The following is an 18,660-nucleotide window of genomic DNA, read 5'->3' as shown; positions in this document are numbered from 1 at the left end:
TCGATTTCATGAACTCAAGTTTGTCATTATTGCACCCCTATCCTTTTGAAAAGTTAAATAAACTTTTTCAGGATATTCAACCTGCAGATTTACCACTCATTCCATTATCGATTGGTGAACCGAAGCATCCTGCGCCAGAGTTTGTAAAACAGGCAATTATTGACAACTTCAAGCATTTATCGACTTATCCAAATAGCAAAGGTTTACCTGAACTGCGCCAAAGCATTGCCAACTGGCTGACACGTCGTTTCAAGCTGAACAGTATGAGTGCTGAAAGCAATGTTCTTCCGGTTTCAGGAACACGTGAAGCGATCTTCTCTTTTGTTCAGGCTTTGGTGAACCGTGAAGATGCGCCGTATGTGGTGATGCCAAATCCGTTTTATCAAATTTATGAAGGTGCAACTTTGCTTGCCGGTGCAAAACCGTATTTCATTAACTGTACTGAAGAAAATAATTACCTCGGTGATTTTGATGCCGTTCCTGCTGAAGTCTGGAAAAAAACAGCATTACTCTTTGTCTGCACACCAGGCAATCCAACTGGTGCAGTATTGTCTAAACAACAGTTCAAGAAATTGATTGAACTTTCAGACAAATACGACTTTGTCATTGCGTCGGATGAATGTTATTCAGAACTCTGGTTTGATGAAGCACCCGTGGGCTTACTAGAAGTCTGTGCTGAAATTGGACGCGATGACTATAAAAATTGTGTTGTGTTCCATTCACTTTCTAAGCGCTCAAACTTGCCGGGTATGCGTTCAGGCTTTGTCGCTGGCGATGCAGCCTTACTTAAGCCCTATTTGCAATATCGTACTTACCACGGTGCAGCGATGCCGGTGCAACATCAGCTGGCATCAATTGCCGCTTGGGACGATGAAGCACATGTGGAAGATAACCGTAAACTTTATCGTGCCAAGTTTGATCTGTTCCAAAAAGAGCTGGGTCAGTTATTGCCACTCAAAAAACCGGATGCAGGTTTTTATTACTGGTTGAAAGTCGACAATGACGAAGCATTTGCCAAAATTCTGATGGAAAAAGCGCATATTAAAGTGCTTCCTGGACGTTACCTGTCGCGTGATACCGAACAAGGCAATCCGGGTAAAAACCATGTACGTTTAGCCTTGGTGGCAGATATTGCGCAGTGTGAAGAAGCAATTCAGCGTCTGAAAGCCATTCTCTAATCTATTAAGTAATAATCTGATTCACAATAATCCACTGTTTTCACAGTGGTTTATTTATTTCAAGCTCATGAATTAAAGTGTAAGTGATATTCCGGTCAACCATTGGGATAGATTCAAGTTTTGCCCGCATTACTGCATCAATCACTTTAGCATCTAATCCTTTTGAGCCTGTACTTTTTAATATTTCAACTTTGGCAATTATCCCGCTACTGGCTATCACGGTCATTTTCACTTTTACCGGTGATTGAGCAGCCTTTAATTCTGTTGCCGTGAAATTAAATTTTGGCGGAATTAACCAGTTAACCTCATAACTTTTATTCAGCAGTTTTGGATCAATCTTATAATCCAATGCTGAGGGCACATAGTTTTTTTGTGGCGTAGTTAAGCTTTGCAACAATGCATCAATTTTTTAATCATTTGCAAATACTGGGCTTGGCTCACAAGCCAATACTAGCGCAGTTAAACTGGGGGAAAATCGCTTTTTTGACATTTGACTACACAATATAAATGAATTAAGGGCGATCCATGGATCGCCCTATATATTTTTCCAGCTCAAAAAAATTACTTGGCTAAAGCAGCTTGCACTTCACTTTCCAGGTCTTCAGGTTTGGTGGTGGGTGCAAAACGGTTTACCACTTTGCCATCTTTACCAATCAGGAATTTGGTGAAATTCCATTTGATCCCATTACCTAGAATTCCTTTGCTGTTATTGGTCAAATAACGGAATAAAATGTGCGCTTCTGGACCCTTAACATCAACCTTTGAAAACATCGGAAAGGTTACGCCATAATTTTTTTGGCAGTAAGCCCCGATTTGATCATTGGATCCAGGATCTTGTCCGCCAAACTGATTACAGGGAAATCCCAAAACCTCCAAGCCTTGATCTTTGTATTTCTCATACAATTTTTCAAGACCTGCAAACTGGGGGGTAAAACCGCATTTACTGGCAGTATTTACAATCAATAAAACTTTGCCTTCATAATCAGCAAATGATTTATTTTTTCCATCTAACAACTCAGCCTCAAACTGATAAATGTTGGTCATGGATAGGTTTCCTCGTCATTTTTTTCTTGTGTTTTTAATTCTAATGAAGCCGAATTTACGCAATAGCGCAATCCTGTTGGCTGTGGACCATCTTCAAAAATATGGCCTAAATGTGCGTCACAATGATGACAAACAATTTCAGTTCTTACCATACCATGCGTTGTATCCTGATGTTCTTCAATTGCAGAATTATTTAAGGCTTTATAGAAGCTTGGCCAACCACAACCACTATCATATTTTGTCTCTGAGCTAAATAACGGCTCGCCACAACAACGACAGACATAAGTACCATCTTGTTTTGTGTTCCAGTATTTTCCTGTAAATGCTGGTTCTGTCCCCTTTTGTCGCGTAATGCGAAATTCATTTGGTGATAACTCTCTTTGCCATTCTCGGTCTGTTTTATTGAGTTTTCCCATGGCTACGCACCTTCTTTCTTGCTATTTAAAATAAAATAATCTTATATTTACGTCATTCATATTTAAATTTCTAGTCTTTCATTAACATTTTACAAAAGACCTATAATCCCCACAAAAAGCAAAAAGTAAGCAAATTTTAAAAAACAGAGTGAGCAACTTACTTAAGAAATGCTTTTTTGTGAGCAAATTTAGTGTTACTCTTTGTCATAAGCTTGCTCAGGATTAAAAAATGTCGCAAAAAAAGAGCGTTATTTTTAAAAATTTGCTTCCTGTGATTAAACAGTATCAACAGGCAGGATTTACGCACGAAAAAATTGTTGCTTTACTTCGGGATGAATACAATCTTGATTTAGTAACAACTGAGACATTTAAAAGTTATTTATATCGTTATGCAAAAGTGACCTCCACTCCTTCCGAGAACATTAAAATGCCGAACACTTTCCAAACCCCTCGCGAAATTAAAAAATCGTCTAAACTCGAGCATGTATGCTACGACATTCGCGGACCTGTGTTACGAGCGGCCAACGAAATGGAAGAAGCCGGTCACAAAATTATTAAACTTAATATCGGTAATCCCGCCTCATTCGGCTTTGAAGCGCCACAAGAAATTATTAATGATGTGGCTTTAAACTTACCCAATGCTGTGGGTTATACAGACTCGAAAGGGATTTTCCCTGCGCGTAAAGCGATTTGTCAGTATTACCAGCAAAAAGGCATTTTGAATATGCAGGTCAATGATGTGTATATCGGTAATGGCGTGTCTGAACTGATTGTCATGGCAATGCAAGGCTTGCTGGATGATGGCGATGAAATGCTGGTTCCAATGCCAGATTATCCATTATGGACAGCTGCGGTAAACTTGTCTGGTGGTACAGCGATTCACTATAAATGTGATGAAGAAAACTACTGGTATCCAGACATTGCGGATATGGAAAGCAAAATCACGCCAAATACCCGTGGTATCGTGATTATCAATCCAAACAACCCAACTGGTTCGGTTTATCCACGTCATGTGCTTGAACAAATTGTTGCTTTAGCGAAAAAATATGACCTGATTTTATTTGCTGACGAAATTTACGACAAAATTATTTACGATGGGATCGAGCACGTTTCTGTCGCTGCATTAGCGGGTGACCATTTATGCGTTTCATTCAATGGCTTGTCTAAAGCCTACCGTATTGCGGGTTACCGTTCAGGCTGGATGGCCATTACCGGTGATAAATCACGCGCAATGGACTACATTGAAGGTTTAGACATGTTGGCATCAATGCGTCTATGTGCCAACCATCAAGCGCAATATGCGATTCAAACCGCGTTAGGTGGTTATCAGTCGATTAATGACCTGATTCGTCCGGGTGGTCGTTTATATGAACAACGCAATATCGCTTGGGAAATGTTGAACGAAATTCCAGGTGTATCTTGTGTAAAACCTGAAGGTGCGATGTACTGTTTTCCTAAATTAGATCCAGAAGTATATCCAATTCAGGATGACGAAAAATTTATGCTCGACTTGTTGCGTGCTGAAAAAGTATTGCTGGTTCAAGGTACGGGATTTAACTGGCCAACTCCAGATCATTTCCGAGTGGTATTCTTGCCAGCTGAAAATGAATTACGTGAAGCGATTACCCGTTTAGGTCGCTTCCTGGCAAAAATGCGCTAAGTCATAGTTTCAAAAAAACCGCGTTTTATAACGCGGTTTTTTTATGCCTTCTGTTAGCCTTTGTTAATCTTTAAGCGGATTGCCATACTGTTTTAAATATTCAATGCCTAATTGCCTAGAACCCTGATCATTAATATGATTGCTGTCTTTATTGCGATATAAAGGCACATTGTTGATCATAATTTTACACACCTGCTGATTACAAATGGCTTTCGTTGGGTCAATAATTTTCAAGTCAGGATATTTCAGTTTTGCGTCTGCCACAATTCGATTAAATTGTTGCAACTGTTGCTCATAATTTTTTCGAGAAACAGTACATTGAGCATGCGTATTTAGAATTTCATTACGCAGATTACAATCTGCTGGCACTTTCTCTTGATCCAGTCGCGGCACATCATTGAGTAAAATGACTTGATCACTGGACTGATAGGCAATTTCCAGGGCTTTCATAAAACCAGTCCTGAATATCTCCTCATTTGAATGATGAATACCATCTTCTAGTTTCACCTCATGACCAAAATACGGCACATATGAACCCGCCAAGATAATCACTGGATAATGGGTTTTGGCAAGATGAGCAGTAATCGCATCATTGCGTAATTGAAATTTACTCAGTTCTTCCCAGCGATTAAAATTAGACTCGGAGCGCTGTACGCCCGGTAAATAGAACGTTGAACTTTGCGTGCTGTCATAGCCGCGTAAATTCGCATCTTTAGCCCATACATCCAGCATCGCGGTATAAGCGTTGGCATGAGAATCACCGATCAATAAAAAATCGATGTTGGGTTTAGCATCACCCAATACACAATCATCTGGGTCTGGTAAAGCTTTCGGGTCCGCAATATCCATACATTTATTTCGGATCACATGCGCATATGAATTAAGCGCCTGTTGCTTGATATAAACAGACTGCGGGAATCTGTCCGGAAAACCTTTATTTATATTGATGGTCTGGGCAATGGCAATAAAAATTATGGCTGGCACCAGAAAACCGATAATAATCACTTTGTAATTCGCTGCCATCACAAAACGTTTGCTCGGTTTTTCAATCAGTTGATAGGTTAAAAATGCCAGCATGATGGACAATAGTACAATCACCACCTGATTTTCAGCATTTAATGGCTGCATATAAATGCCGAATAACACGATAATCGGCCAGTGCCATAAATATAAGGGATAAGAAATTCTTCCAATCCAAGTACTTAAACGATTGCTCAGTAAAACATTGCTTGACGGTGAACATTGGCCCAGATAAATAATCAGTGCTGTCGCCAGACACGGTATAAGCGCCATTGCGCCAGGAAACGGCGTCTGTTTGTCAAAATACACGGCTGTCGCAAACAAGATAATTAAACTGACCCAAACCAGGCTTTGTAGCAGTTTTTTCGGCAGTTTGAGCTGTGGCAGAAAGCCAATCAACGCACCAATCAGCAACTCAAAAGCACGTACCGGCATACTGTAATAAGCCTTCTCTGCATTTTGCGTCAACTTGTGCTGGGCATAAAACAGTAAAATGACAATTAATGTGGTGATTACAGCCCAAGTATATTTACGTGACACCTTTCCAACAAACAGCAATAACAATAAAGGCCAGAAAATATAGAATTGTTCTTCTACCCCCAGCGACCATAGATGCAATAATGGTATACCTTCAGCACTTTGGCTAAAGTAATCTCCCACTTCATTGCGCATATAGATATTCGCCATGAGCAAGGTGGCATACATGACGCTGTCAAAATATTGGGTCAACTCACCCGGTAGCATGACTTGCCATGCAATGATACTGACGACACTGAGCACGGTAAAATAAGCAGGTGCTAGACGTACCACACGTTTCTTGTAAAAGCGTGCGATAGAAAATCGTTTGGATTGGATCTCATGGGTTAAAATGAGGGTAATTAAATAACCTGAAATTACAAAAAAGACATCAACACCAATATATCCTCCAGAAAAGAAAGATAATCCGATATGGTTAAAAATCACCAACAAGACAGCAATAGCTCTTAAGCCATCAATATCAGCGCGATATGGGAGATTCATAGTGGTGAGAAATACAATTAATTAGCGGCATTGTATGCCTTTAATGAAAAAATTCAATTTTCCAAATAAAGTAGTGCATGTAACACAGTTCTATAAAAGTAGGCTTAATGTTGCTTAATAATTCCTATCTGCCTATTTTTAAAATGCTTATTCCTTCTGATCCTATTTATTGTTCGGCACTTATGTTTTATGGTGTTGAATCAACAATAAATAACTGCAGGAATATGGATGTCCTCAAATAATATCAAGCTCAGTATTTTTTTATGCTTAAGCATGTGCTTGGGAATTGGCATTTTGCGTTTTTCATATACTGCGCTGTTGCCCAGTACACGTGAAGCATTTGACTGGTCAGTGGGTTTTGCCAGTCTTTTGGGCAGTGCCAATTTACTCGGCTATCTGATGGGTGCATTTTGGGCCATGAAACTCCCGCAAACTAAAATTATGACCCTATACATTCAGATTGCCGCCATCGCAGGTATGTTCAGTTTAATGTGCTGTGCTTTTGCAGATTTCCCTCAGGTTTGGTACATTTTCTGGCGTGTGATTTCGGGAATAAGTGGCGGATTATTGATGATCTTGTCACCTAGCGTGGTTGCACAATGCTGCGACATTCAGGACCGTTTTAAAATCAATTTTATTGGGTTTAGCGGTATTGGGCTTGGGGTTTTATTGGCTACGCTTTTCTTGCCTTATCTAGACCGGATTTCGATACAGACAGCCTGGCTGATTTTATGTGGATTCGCGCTTATTATTTGTATTTGCTTAAGTATTTTACTGCAACAATTTAAGCATCATTTGTCTGCACAATCGGCCCAAAGTCCAACCAAAGTAACACTTAATAACCTGTTTTATAGTTTGCTGATTGTGTACGCTTGCAGCGCATTTGCCTATATTCCCCATTCATTATTCTGGATTGACTATCTCGGCCATGAGCTGGGCCTAAATCTATTTTGGATTAATCTTAACTGGATACTCTATGGCTTAGGCAGTGCGCTTGGGGCTTTTTCAGCTTATCTACTGGTTAAAAGATTTGGAAATTTCAGTGCACTGAAAATGCTTTACAGCCTCTATATTCTGGCCATTTTTATTGCAGTTTTAAAGCTAAGCCCTTTTCTGACTTTTACTTCCTCTTTCCTTACAGGAATGCTCAATCCGGCCGTGGTTTTTTTAACGTCTTATACTATTTTACAGCTCTATGGCCTGGCTTATAAAAAACTCTGGAGTATTGCCACGCTGTGTTTTGCCTCGGTACAGTTGATTGGTGGCTTAAGTTTTAGCACACTGCAACATTTCGGGGTGACCTACCAGCAACAGTTTACTCTGGCCGCTCTGGTTTTATTATTGGGAACGTTACAATTGGTTTGGCATACCCGTTCAGGTCAATACAAAACCATTGAACAGATCAATTAAGCGATCACTTTTCAAGAAGATGGCACTAAATATGGATAAGGATTGATTGCCCCTTGCCCATTTAAATAGATGCCATAGTGCAAATGTGGCGGGGTATTTTTAGCATTGCCGGTATTTCCCACATAACCAATGACCTCACCGACTTCAATCCAGTCGCCTTCTTGAATCTGCTCAGCATAATCATCTAAATGTGCATAATAATGCCGGCTTAAATTTGGGCCTGTCACCCAAACAACTTTCCCGCCTAAATTATTCGTGCCAACCCGAGAGACAATTCCTTGTGTGGCACTGAGTACCGGTGTTCCTCGCTTGGCAAAAATATCAATCCCTTCATGCTGACGCCCTTCGCTACGCGCGGCCCCCCAGGTGTCATTAATCTGGCGAGGTTTAATATTTTCAACCGGCATTGCAAGTTGTGCAGGTAACTCCATTTTTTGTAATTGCATATATAAAATGGGATAACGCATGCCTACTGCTTCACCAGATGGCGGCGGCTGACAACCTGAAAGCAGCATAAATGCAATCATTAAACTGAAGCAGAAAATCTTTGTGAACATTTTTTGATGCTGATGCATTAATTTCAAAAATTAAAATAATTTAATCCATTTCATCTTAAATTTTTAGTTCTATTGAATGAAATATGATTTCTGTAAATATAAAAAACCTGCAAAGAGTGGCTAATGCTGATCAGTTAAGGGGGTTGACCATAAACTTCTTAGCTTTTGGATTATTCACAGCAGAGTCTTATTTTTTAAAAATCAAATATTTTGAGTTCGACAGTTCTTTGTTTGGCCAAATGAGAAGCGAAGCTTCGCAAGAAAAGCATCTTACAAAGACTTTAAATAATTTATTTAAAGTCTTTTCATCGCAAAACTCGTCCACTACCACCGAGTAGGAAATTCAGCGCAGAAACAGTAACTTTTAATCTTGCGGTGCAATGCACCTCATGCCTCAAATAGTTGCGAATGATGTTCCGCGTATCAAAAACATGATGACTTCAAAATAGAAAATGCCAGCCAACTTCTTAACTGACTGGCATTACGAAACGAGTGACAGGATTTTCTAATACAAGGTTTAAGTTCCAGACTTATTCCATATTTTCAATAACTGCTTGACCAAATTCCGAACAACGTAACAAAGTTGCGTCAGGCATTAAACGCTCGAAGTCATAGGTAACCGTTTTTGCCGCAATCGCACCAGACACCCCTTTGATAATCAAGTCGGCCGCTTCAGTCCAGCCCATGTCACGAAGCATCATTTCAGCAGACAGGATAATTGAACCCGGGTTTACTTTGTCTTGGCCTGCATATTTAGGTGCAGTTCCGTGAGTGGCTTCGTACATCTGGATTGCACCACCGATGTTTGCACCCGGAGCAATCCCAATACCACCCACTTCAGCTGCAAGTGCATCAGAAATGTAGTCACCGTTCAGGTTCAGCGTCGCGATGACTGAATATTCGGAAGGACGCATCAGGATTTGTTGCAAGAACGCATCAGCAATCACATCTTTAATGATAATGTCTTTGCCATTTTTAGGATTCTTGATGCGTACCCATGGGCCACCATCAAGCAGCTCACCACCAAAACGTTCAAGCGCGACTTCATAGCCCCATTCCTTGAACGCACCTTCGGTATACTTCATGATGTTGCCTTTGTGCACGAGAGTCACGCTAGGCTTGTGGTTGTCAATCGCGAATTGAATTGCCTTACGAACCAGACGTTGCGTGCCTTCTTTCGATACCGGCTTAATCCCAATCCCGCAGTTTTCTTCGAAACGGATTTTAGTCACACCCATTTCTTCTTTTAGAAATTTGATGACTTTTTTAGCTTCGGGTGAATCCGCTTTCCACTCGATTCCGGCATAGATATCTTCAGAGTTTTCACGGAAGATCACCATATCAGTCAGTTCAGGATGTTGAACTGGAGAAGGCACACCTTCGAACCAGCGCACTGGACGAACACAGACATACAGGTCCAATTCTTGACGTAAAGCGACATTGAGAGAACGGATTCCACCGCCAACTGGTGTTGTTAATGGACCTTTAATAGAAACAACAAATTCACGCAGTGCTTCAAATGTTTCTTCCGGCATGTAAGTACCATAGATTTTTTCCGCTTTTTCGCCGCAATAAACTTCCATCCATTCGATTGAGCGTTTGCCACCGTAAGCTTTTAGAACTGCAGCATCAACCACTGCTTTCATTGCCGGTGTAATATCCACACCAATACCATCGCCTTCAATGAAGGGAATGATGGGATTGTTAGGAACGTTCAGTGACAAGTCTGCCTTTACGGTAATTTTGCTACCATCCACAGGTACTATGATCTTCTGATAACCCATTGTACTTGTTCTCCCTATTGTTATTCTCTCTGGCGAATCTATAAAATAATTGCCAATATGCAATACTTTCAACTTATCTTCACACAGATTACTTTAATCGAATTTACATGGTTCCGAGATTTATAGGGAAAATAATGCCATTTCTGCACAAAATGAAACTTAACGCTCCAGTATTGATCATTCTCAAAGTCATCCTTTTCTATAAAAATCATCATTTTTAATTATTCTTAAGTTTTAATTCTTTAGCAATCTACCTTTATCTACTCAACATAAACTATAACTGTATATGACCATAATTCTAATCATTTCTAATCTTTTTCAATCTATTCGCATTGGATGTAAAACGGCGATCTTCAAAATAATGTAGATAAAGCAAGGTAGATTTTAGCGATGTTGATATAAATCTAGCCGCCATCAGTCAAAATTGCTGGATCATTTTCTACCACAGTCCAGTCAGGTTAATACTGAAGCAATCCAAAACCTCAATACTATTATCACCTCAATACTATTATCCGAAGATACAGGAATTTCAATGCTATAAGCCTTATACGGTACAACGCATTTATATGGGCATTTTTTGTTGTTAATCTCTACGGTGGTAAGCCTAAAACTGCTGCTATATAAGATTTTTATTACCTCCATTTCACAGACAATAAAAAGCCCAATATTGAATTGGGCTTATGTTCTACACCATTGATTTACTCTTCATCTTCGATGAGTTCGCCCTCTTCAGGGCGATTAGGATGTCCCTCATCATCAGCAGGATCAACACTTGAACCGTCTTTGGTAATCGTGTTGTACATCTCATCCTCTTTCTTATCATCGATAAATTCTTCATCCTCAAGATCTAGAGGCTCTTCATCATCATCGAAATCCAAGGGCTTTTCATCATCTATCATCGCGATCCATCACTTATTTAACCAAGAAAGTATTATGGTTAAACACTTGACCGCGTTATTCAATAGTTAAGAATGATCATTTATGTAACTCGCACTTTAGAATAAATTGGCAAGCAGTAAAAACAGTCCAGATACTGGTATTTATTTAGATGTACCCACTACAGGTGACTTAGGTTCTAAAAATTTAAGTAAAAAACATCTAGGAAGTTGGATAGATTTAGGTGGAAAATATTATATTAAAATTCAATTTTAAAATTAATAAAAAGCCTACTTAACTCTCTCAACTTAAGTAGGCTTTTTAATTCACAATTTTCTAATTTTTGTTTTCAAGTTATTGGAATAAAAGAAAGATATCATTGAGAACCTCTTAAATAAGTAGGTTTTATACAACTGCTCTGTTTCCAAATGTTCCAATTAAGTTATATTTTTTAACAACTTGTCCAAATTTTAAACACTTAACAAGATCTATTGCAAATTAATAAGCAAGTTCCTTAATTAAATAATTTATATAACAGTTCGATTAAATTTAATTTTGCTTAAGCCATGAAATCTCTGAGTAAAGATTGTTTTATAATTTCATCAAAATTAGATTTTAACGAATTCTGCTGGTGAGTCTTCACGGTTTTATAACAATAGCTCGCTACTATACCTGCACTCAATAAGGCCAACATTTTCATTACTCACCTCACATTATTAAAATAAATATATGAATATTAAACTATCATTCAAATTTGTAGCTTTCCAAACCACTTTTGATTATTTTTTGTACGATATGTAAATCACTATATACAAAATTAAAGCTTCATTCTTGAATGCACGAATGTTATTTATCGCAGTCTTTTGGATTTCAGAAGCCACAATGAGCAACCTGTGCCGGGAGTGAAGTCGCATCTGATTGCCAAAATTTAAAGGAGATTTCCTAAGTGGGAATTGATCATAAAATTCTAGCGAAAGCGTTTATGCAGTGACTAGCAATGGTAAAAGAAAAATTCTATAGCATAAGGATCTCTGGAAATACTAAGCAGGCTATTCAACTTTCGGAAAAAATGGTCTCCAGTATTCATCAGAGGTCAAGAATAAAGTTGAAGAACACAAAACATAATCTGATATGATAGCCCACACATAGTGGGCTTTTCTTTACCACTTTTTACCCCACACCTCCCAAAGCGGGTAACTAAACGGGTAACTTGAAAACCACAACAGAATATATTTAGTCTTTTTAGTAGGTTACAGTGAAAATAGTTATTCTTAATAAACCTTATGACGTTCTCTCCCAGTTCCGTGCCGATGAGAAACATCAAACCATGGCTGATTTTACTCAAGACCCTGATCTTCGTATCGCAGGTCGTCTTGATCTAGACTCAGAAGGCTTGATGTTTTTAACCGATCATGGTGGTTTGAACCAGTTCATTACCAACCCTGCCAGCAAAAAGTTTAAAACTTATGTGGTACAGGTCGATGGTGACATTACCGAAGAAGCTTTAGAGCAACTTCGTAAAGGCGTTGAGCTTAAAGATGGCATCACCCTGCCGGCTCAAGCAAAAAAAATTGATGAGCCAGATTGGTTATGGGAACGTACCCCACCTGTACGTTTCCGTGCTAGTGTTCCAACTTCATGGGTAGAAATTCAAATTTGTGAAGGTCGTAACCGTCAGGTTCGCCGTATGACTTCTGCAGTCGGTTTTCCAACCTTACGTTTGATTCGTACTCAAATTGGTACCATTAGTATTGTAAAACTTGGCTTACAGCCTGGTGAGCAAGTCGAGATCGAACCTTTACTTTACCCAGACTTTAAAGACGTTCCTGCAGAGAAGCCGTATGAAGGTCGTTCTTTTGCGAAAAAGACTCCGACCAAGAAACAGCATTTTTCTGTGGCTAAAGATAAAGCACGTGAAGAAAAAGGCGAAGCGCCATTCAAAGGCAAGAAAAGAGCTAGCGGTGGTACAACGCGTATTTGGCAAATGGATGATGCGGATAAGCCACGTCGTAAAACCAATGGTACGACACGCCCGAATACTAAAGCACCGCGTAGTCGTGGACGTAGTAACGGTCGTTAAGATTTAGTTTAAATAAGTTCCTGATTTAAAGGTTTGCTTATTAAAAGGAATGTTCGTGTCCTAGACGTTAGGGACGAAAAAAAGCCGGTGCATATGCACCGGCTTTTCTTTGCATTACCGGCTAAGTCGCCGGCTTTGCATTAAATTAAGCTTAAACAGCAGCAAGCACTGTATTCAACGTCGCACTTGGACGCATCACAGCATTTACTTTCTCTTGATCAAGGGCGTAATAACCACCGATATCAGCAGCTTTACCTTGAACGGAAGCAAGTTCAGCAACGATCTTGTCTTCGTTTTCAGCCAATGCTTTAGCAAGCGGAGCGAACTTCGCTTTAAGCTCAGCATTTTCGTCTTGCTGAGCCAATGCTTCAGCCCAGTATTTCGCTAAGTAGAAGTGGCTGCCACGGTTATCAATCTCGCCAGTACGACGTGATGGTGACTTGTCATTGTCGAGCAATTTGCCAGTCGCTTGGTCTAATGTCTTAGCCAATAACTTCGCAGCAGCATTGTCTTCTTTGATGCCCATTTCTTCTAGAGAAATAGCAAGCGCCATGAACTCACCCAGTGAATCCCAACGTAAGTGGTTTTCTTCAACCAACTGCTGTACGTGTTTAGGAGCAGAACCGCCTGCACCTGTTTCGTACATGCCACCACCCGCCATTAACGGCACGATCGAAAGCATTTTCGCTGAAGTACCCAATTCCATGATTGGGAACAAGTCAGTCAGGTAGTCACGTAGGATGTTACCTGTTACAGAGATGGTATCTAGGCCACGAGCAACACGTTCAAGTGTGTAACGCATTGCACGGACTTGTGACATGATCTGGATATCAAGACCAGTCGTGTCGTGATCTTTCAAGTATTTTTCAACTTTCTTGATCAATTCGTTTTCGTGTGGACGGTACGGGTCAAGCCAGAAGATCGCAGGCATGCCAGAGTTACGCGCGCGAGTTACCGCAAGTTTCACCCAGTCACGGATTGGAGCGTCTTTCACCTGACACATACGCCAGATATCACCTTGCTCAACGTTTTGCGACATCAACACTTCACCCGTTTCAAGATCAGTGATGTTGGCAATACCCGCTTCAGGAATTTCGAAAGTTTTATCGTGTGAACCGTATTCTTCCGCTTTTTGCGCCATCAAGCCAACGTTAGGTACAGTACCCATCGTTTTTGGATCGAAGTTGCCATTCCACTTACAGAAATTAATCATTTCTTGGTAGATACGTGCGAAAGTCGATTCAGGCATTACAGCTTTACAGTCGTAAGGTTTGCCGTCAGCACCCCACATTTTACCGCCACCACGAATCATTGCAGGCATAGAAGCATCTACAATCACGTCGTTTGGTGAATGGAAGTTAGTGATGCCTTTTGCAGAATCAACCATCGCAAGCGCTGGACGGTGTTCTTGACATGCATGTAAATCAGCAATGATTTCTTCACGTACAGACGTTGGTAAAGTTTCCAGTTTCTCGTAAAGACTCGCCATACCGTTATTGATGTTGACACCTAACTCATCAAATAACTTGCCATGCTTCTCAAATGCGTCTTTATAATAAATTTTCACACAGTGACCGAATACGATCGGGTGTGAAACTTTCATCATGGTTGCTTTAACGTGTAAAGAGAACAAAATGCCTGCTTCACGACAGTCTTCAAGTTCTTTCTCGTAGAAGTCGCAAAGTGCTTTTTTGCTCATGAACATTGAGTCGATGATTTCGCCATCTTTCAATGCTACTTTTGGTTTAAGAACAATGGTTTCGCCACTTTTTGTGATCAATTCCATCTTCACGTCACGCGCGCGGTCAAGTGTCATTGACTTTTCGCCGTGGTAGAAGTCACCTTCATTCATGTGCGAAACGTGAGTTTGTGACCACTGTTTCCACTCGCTCATTGAATGCGGGTGCTTCTTAACGTAGTTTTTCACTGCAGCAGGCGCACGACGGTCAGAGTTACCTTCACGTAATACTGGGTTTACAGCAGAGCCTAAGCACTTGCCATAACGAACCTTGATTGACTTTTCTTCTTCAGTGGTTGGGTTTTCCGGATAATCCGGGATTGCATAGCCTTTCGACTGAAGTTCTTTAATACACGCTGTTAGCTGACCAACAGAGGCACTGATATTTGGAAGTTTGATAATGTTGGTATCTGGATCTTGTGTAAGATGACCTAGCTCCGCGAGGATATCGGGAACTTTCTGCTCTTCATTTAGGCAGTCTGAAAATTCTGCGAGCACGCGAACGGCTACAGAGATGTCACTTTTGACAATCTCGATGCCGGCCGGCTTAGTAAAGGTCTCAATGATCGGCAGCAGCGAATAAGTCGCCAACAATGGCGCCTCGTCAGTCAGAGTGTAAATGATAGTTGACTTTCCACCAGCCATATATAGCCCCTTGCGTTGGATTGAGTTTTGAGAACCGAGCTTTTGGCCCAGCTCTGCGAACCGGTTTGCTTAAATAAAACATCGAAAGTATCGGTGCTCATTACACCTCAGCTAAACAACAATATCTTTTCATATTGCTTCTTGGCTGAAAATTCGTATATATCGGTGTTGTTCACCAATGTTTCTATTCTACTTGAAATTTCGACTTTTTTCGAATATGAGCAGCCTTAGCCAGTCTTTGCGACTACATTTGCACACCTAATTGCATGTTCGACAATTTAGAACCAAAACAAGATATAAATTATACTTATCAAATACTTAATTATTTTACACTTTGTCTTGGTGATTAAAATTTAAACTGTTCGATTTACTGTTTTACAACCCAATTACTTAAAACATGTTGGGTATCATGCAAATAAATCATTCATAAAGGAATACGATACAAATTTTGTCCGAATAAGTCGAAAAAGTTATCATTAGGAGCTAGACACTCCTCACTTAAGTTTTACTAAACTTTAAGGATTTTCGAGCGATAATCGCCAGCGGGACATTGTGGGAGAATTCAAGATATAAATGTTGTCCTTAAAGCTCGGTAAGGTGAGAAATGGGAGGAGTTAAATTGATTAACATTAAAAATGTATTGCTTACCCAAACCTAACCAACTCAATCAAAAGTAAATGGCACGACACGTCCAAATACTAAAGCGCATCGGGGACGTGGTCGGGGGTTAATTATTCGTTCTAAAAATAAAGCCTGCATAAGTGAGCTTTAGTTTAAAAAAGACATGACATCAACACTCACACTATCCATTGCACGTTTAGAAAGATTAAAATCATGATAATGAATATATTTAACCCCATATACATTCGTAAAGATTAATTTTAAAGGTATACAGACATCTCCACTATATTGAAGACTTCTGAATTCGTGTTCCTTTAGTTCAAATTTCAACTCAATTTCTTTATCTGTATCCAAAATTGAAGTATTGCATCTGTATATCTCTGCCTGATCATCTTTATCCACGAATCTTATATTTACAGCTTTCCACCCTATATTTTTTAATACAAAATGGATATGTGCAGCAGGTATCAATTCTATCTTTGGTGTTGAAAGCTCTTTGGTATATTCGTTTTTCGACAAGTATTTAGTTTGAAGAATTTGTAATATAGGTTTTATAGCATTGTTCATTGCTTCCATTTGAAATTTTATAGCTTCACTATTTAAATTATTCTGCTTCCCTTGTTGGACATAACCCAAGATCAACCAAAAGAAAGCCACAGGTGCAAATATTCCTGCCAGAAAATCACCCAATTCATTTAACGATGATGGTGATTCCAACCCTCCAAAAATCCAAAAGGCAACAATCACAGCCAACCAAACGACTGTAATTCCTATTCCCCAATTTAAACTTTTCTGATTCATATTTTCTAATAAAAAACCGACGCCTAAGCATCGGTTTTACATAACTTTAATAAAACTAGCAAATTAAGCCTTCAACCACTTCTCTGCTTTTGCCTGATCTTCAACTTTCAATTCAACAGTAGTCAAATCAATTGCCCCGCCTTGAACTTCAAACTGAATGAACTCATCACGGCGGAATGCATACACAGTGAAAGTACCTTCTTGTTTTGAATATTTCTCAAGAAGTTTTTCAGACGCCTTTAAGCCATCAATGGCAATAATCACATCATTGGCAGAAAGACCGGCTTTCGCTGCTGCACTGTCACGACGAACCTGCTGAATCACCACACCTTCAGGTTTATCTGCAACTTTTAGCCCGAATGGCAAAGCTTTTTCATTTTTCAATTCAAAACTTAGACCAAATTCAGGGAACAACTGATCCAGTGGCAATTCGTCTGTGGTGTTAATCAAATGATTAATTTGCTCAAGCCAGCTTTGACCCGTCAATTCCTGACACAAATCAAAAACGGTGCGTTCATTCACCTGAATGCCGTTTTGTGCATTTTCATACAGCTTACGCATTAACGCATCGAGGCTTGAACCTTTAAGACGCAATCCTAAATCCAGACACAACGCCACCAGACAACCTTTGTTGTAATAGCTTGTACCTGCATTATTCGAGTTCTCATCCTGACGGTAGAATTTCACCCATGCATCAAAACTTGATTCCGCCACGGTTTGAATCGCATGCCCCGGGTTTTGCAGGTAACGGTCAATCTGTGCTTTTAATAAAGCAATATACGATTCCTGATTGATCACACCGCTACGCAGCAAAATCAGGTCATCGTAATAAGAAGTAAAGCCTTCAAAGATCCAAAGCAGTGAGGTATAGCCTTCCCTGTTCAAATCGTAATTGACAAAGTTTTCAGGACGAATAAATTTCACCAGCCAAGAGTGGAAATATTCATGACTGCATAAACCCAAGAAACGCTGATAGTCTTTCGATGGTTCTTCTGGCTCATCCGCTTTTGGCAGGTCATCACGTGGCGTAATCAGGCTGGTGCTATTTGGATGTTCCAAACCACCATAACTATTGCCGGTTGCCATGGTCATAAAGGTATAGTTTTCAAATGGCGCTGAACCAAACATTGAAATTTCTGTGCTGCAGATTTTTTCAATGTCCTGCTGCATACGTTGTGCATTCATGGCATGTTTGCCCGAAACCACAAACTCATGAGGAATACCATTGGCTTCAAAACTAAAACGGGTTTGCTCTGCCAGTTCAAATGGCGAATCAATCAGCTGTGCATAGTTTTTGGCTTTTAAAGTATGACGACCTTTCACCAGGCTTTTATGTTCCAAACCTGTAGCCAACTGAAAATGTTTCAATTCTGGCGGTAAGAACACTTCAACCTCGATGGCTTTATCTTCCTGACCTTCCAGTCCCAGACAGGTACAGGCTGGATTCACGTATAAACGGGTTTGATCCACATATGCACCGCGAACAGACAGGTCATAGGCATAAACATCATATTCAACCGTAATCAGTTCATGATCGGTATTAAATAAACGCCATTTATTCTTTTCAAATTTTTGAATCTGTAGAATGCGGCCATCTTCATCATAGGCTTTGACCGCTTCAATATGTTTTGAAAATTCGCGAATCAAATAACTTCCCGGAATCCAGGTCGGTAGTGATAACACTTGGGTAGGGTCTGCTAAAAAGCGAACTGTCACGTGAACTAAATGCTGACGATAATCGTCAAATTCGATTTGATAATGCAACATAATGGGCAATACAAAATAAAAAAGGTATCTTGGCAATTAGCTT

General features: G+C 39.9%; 15 protein-coding genes. 4 read left to right on the top strand and 11 right to left on the bottom strand.

The genetic code is table 11. The annotated features are described in order from the left end of the window. Positions 1–8 precede the first annotated feature (8 nt). Positions 9–1,178, top strand: a complete 1,170-nt coding sequence (gene dapC / locus E0H81_RS10350; RefSeq protein WP_131318687.1) for a succinyldiaminopimelate transaminase — start codon at positions 9–11, stop codon at positions 1,176–1,178. Between the two features lie 40 nt (positions 1,179–1,218). On the opposite strand, the gene E0H81_RS10345 is transcribed toward dapC, so the two are convergent. The 3 genes from E0H81_RS10345 to msrB all read right to left on the bottom strand — a co-directional run bounded on the left by E0H81_RS10345 (position 1,219) and on the right by msrB (position 2,638). Next, the gene (locus tag E0H81_RS10345) at positions 1,219–1,572 is read right to left on the bottom strand and encodes an energy transducer TonB (protein ID WP_131318686.1); all 354 of its coding nucleotides are present in this window, start codon (positions 1,570–1,572) and stop codon (positions 1,219–1,221) included. 167 nt (positions 1,573–1,739) lie between these two features. After that, positions 1,740–2,222 (bottom strand): glutathione peroxidase, encoded by a 483-nt coding sequence (locus E0H81_RS10340; protein WP_131318684.1) that lies wholly within the window; start codon positions 2,220–2,222, stop codon positions 1,740–1,742. Next, entirely contained in the window at positions 2,219–2,638 is a 420-nt protein-coding gene (gene msrB, locus E0H81_RS10335; RefSeq protein ID WP_131318682.1) for a peptide-methionine (R)-S-oxide reductase MsrB, read from the bottom strand. The genes E0H81_RS10340 and msrB overlap by 4 nt, the downstream gene beginning before the upstream one ends. Positions 2,639–2,867: 229 nt before the next feature. Here msrB and E0H81_RS10330 point away from each other — a divergent pair, with 229 nt between their 5' ends. Continuing rightward, positions 2,868–4,298 carry a pyridoxal phosphate-dependent aminotransferase gene (locus E0H81_RS10330; protein WP_131318680.1) on the top strand — a complete coding sequence of 477 codons (1,431 nt, stop codon included), beginning with the start codon at positions 2,868–2,870 and terminating at the stop codon, positions 4,296–4,298. A 63-nt stretch (positions 4,299–4,361) separates the two neighbouring features. Here E0H81_RS10330 and E0H81_RS10325 read toward each other — a convergent pair whose 3' ends face one another. Next, positions 4,362–6,338 carry an acyltransferase family protein gene (locus E0H81_RS10325; RefSeq protein WP_131318678.1) on the bottom strand — a complete coding sequence of 659 codons (1,977 nt, stop codon included), beginning with the start codon at positions 6,336–6,338 and terminating at the stop codon, positions 4,362–4,364. A gap of 228 nt (positions 6,339–6,566) precedes the next feature. Between E0H81_RS10325 and E0H81_RS10320 the strand changes: the two genes are divergently transcribed. After that, a complete protein-coding gene (locus tag E0H81_RS10320) occupies positions 6,567–7,748 on the top strand; it encodes a YbfB/YjiJ family MFS transporter (protein ID WP_131318676.1) in 1,182 nt (393 codons plus the stop codon). Between the two features lie 11 nt (positions 7,749–7,759). Here E0H81_RS10320 and E0H81_RS10315 read toward each other — a convergent pair whose 3' ends face one another. The 4 genes from E0H81_RS10315 to E0H81_RS16230 all read right to left on the bottom strand — a co-directional run bounded on the left by E0H81_RS10315 (position 7,760) and on the right by E0H81_RS16230 (position 11,665). Then, entirely contained in the window at positions 7,760–8,305 is a 546-nt protein-coding gene (locus E0H81_RS10315; protein ID WP_131318674.1) for a M23 family metallopeptidase, read from the bottom strand. Positions 8,306–8,835: 530 nt separating this feature from the next. Beyond that, entirely contained in the window at positions 8,836–10,089 is a 1,254-nt protein-coding gene (icd, locus tag E0H81_RS10310) for an NADP-dependent isocitrate dehydrogenase (protein ID WP_131318672.1), read from the bottom strand. Between the two features lie 698 nt (positions 10,090–10,787). After that, positions 10,788–10,988 (bottom strand): hypothetical protein, encoded by a 201-nt coding sequence (locus E0H81_RS10305; RefSeq protein WP_131318670.1) that lies wholly within the window; start codon positions 10,986–10,988, stop codon positions 10,788–10,790. A gap of 536 nt (positions 10,989–11,524) precedes the next feature. Continuing rightward, a complete protein-coding gene (locus E0H81_RS16230) occupies positions 11,525–11,665 on the bottom strand; it encodes a hypothetical protein (RefSeq protein WP_235943487.1) in 141 nt (46 codons plus the stop codon). Positions 11,666–12,220: 555 nt separating this feature from the next. Here E0H81_RS16230 and E0H81_RS10300 point away from each other — a divergent pair. Continuing rightward, entirely contained in the window at positions 12,221–13,045 is an 825-nt protein-coding gene (locus tag E0H81_RS10300; protein WP_131318668.1) for an rRNA large subunit pseudouridine synthase E, read from the top strand. Between the two features lie 151 nt (positions 13,046–13,196). On the opposite strand, the gene E0H81_RS10295 is transcribed toward E0H81_RS10300, so the two are convergent. The 3 genes from E0H81_RS10295 to E0H81_RS10285 form a co-directional block, all read right to left on the bottom strand. Further along, positions 13,197–15,428, bottom strand: coding sequence for an NADP-dependent isocitrate dehydrogenase (locus tag E0H81_RS10295; protein WP_131318666.1), 2,232 nt, complete (start codon positions 15,426–15,428; stop codon positions 13,197–13,199). Positions 15,429–16,196: 768 nt separating this feature from the next. Then, positions 16,197–16,850 (bottom strand): hypothetical protein, encoded by a 654-nt coding sequence (locus E0H81_RS16225; protein WP_131318664.1) that lies wholly within the window; start codon positions 16,848–16,850, stop codon positions 16,197–16,199. 63 nt (positions 16,851–16,913) lie between these two features. Then, on the bottom strand, positions 16,914–18,617 hold the full coding sequence (locus E0H81_RS10285; protein ID WP_131318663.1) for a M61 family metallopeptidase: 1,704 nt from the start codon (positions 18,615–18,617) through the stop codon (positions 16,914–16,916). Positions 18,618–18,660: the final 43 nt, after the last annotated feature.

Source organism: Acinetobacter terrestris, from assembly GCF_004331155.1.
Lineage (GTDB): Bacteria > Pseudomonadota > Gammaproteobacteria > Pseudomonadales > Moraxellaceae > Acinetobacter > Acinetobacter terrestris.
Note: the sequence above shows the minus strand (reverse complement) of the source record. Positions and strands in the feature narration are given on the sequence as shown.

What these genes read in the sequence shown, in the direction of transcription:
- dapC (WP_131318687.1), top strand. Translation starts at nt 9, where the DNA reads ATGAACTCAAGTTTGTCATTATTGCACCCCTATCCTTTTGAAAAGTTA.
- E0H81_RS10340 (WP_131318684.1), bottom strand. Translation starts at nt 2,222, where the DNA reads ATGACCAACATTTATCAGTTTGAGGCTGAGTTGTTAGATGGAAAAAAT.
- msrB (WP_131318682.1), bottom strand. Translation starts at nt 2,638, where the DNA reads ATGGGAAAACTCAATAAAACAGACCGAGAATGGCAAAGAGAGTTATCA.
- E0H81_RS10330 (WP_131318680.1), top strand. Translation starts at nt 2,868, where the DNA reads ATGTCGCAAAAAAAGAGCGTTATTTTTAAAAATTTGCTTCCTGTGATT.
- E0H81_RS10325 (WP_131318678.1), bottom strand. Translation starts at nt 6,338, where the DNA reads ATGAATCTCCCATATCGCGCTGATATTGATGGCTTAAGAGCTATTGCT.
- E0H81_RS10320 (WP_131318676.1), top strand. Translation starts at nt 6,567, where the DNA reads ATGTCCTCAAATAATATCAAGCTCAGTATTTTTTTATGCTTAAGCATG.
- E0H81_RS10315 (WP_131318674.1), bottom strand. Translation starts at nt 8,305, where the DNA reads ATGTTCACAAAGATTTTCTGCTTCAGTTTAATGATTGCATTTATGCTG.
- icd (WP_131318672.1), bottom strand. Translation starts at nt 10,089, where the DNA reads ATGGGTTATCAGAAGATCATAGTACCTGTGGATGGTAGCAAAATTACC.
- E0H81_RS10305 (WP_131318670.1), bottom strand. Translation starts at nt 10,988, where the DNA reads ATGATAGATGATGAAAAGCCCTTGGATTTCGATGATGATGAAGAGCCT.
- E0H81_RS16230 (WP_235943487.1), bottom strand. Translation starts at nt 11,665, where the DNA reads ATGAAAATGTTGGCCTTATTGAGTGCAGGTATAGTAGCGAGCTATTGT.
- E0H81_RS10295 (WP_131318666.1), bottom strand. Translation starts at nt 15,428, where the DNA reads ATGGCTGGTGGAAAGTCAACTATCATTTACACTCTGACTGACGAGGCG.
- E0H81_RS16225 (WP_131318664.1), bottom strand. Translation starts at nt 16,850, where the DNA reads ATGAATCAGAAAAGTTTAAATTGGGGAATAGGAATTACAGTCGTTTGG.
- E0H81_RS10285 (WP_131318663.1), bottom strand. Translation starts at nt 18,617, where the DNA reads ATGTTGCATTATCAAATCGAATTTGACGATTATCGTCAGCATTTAGTT.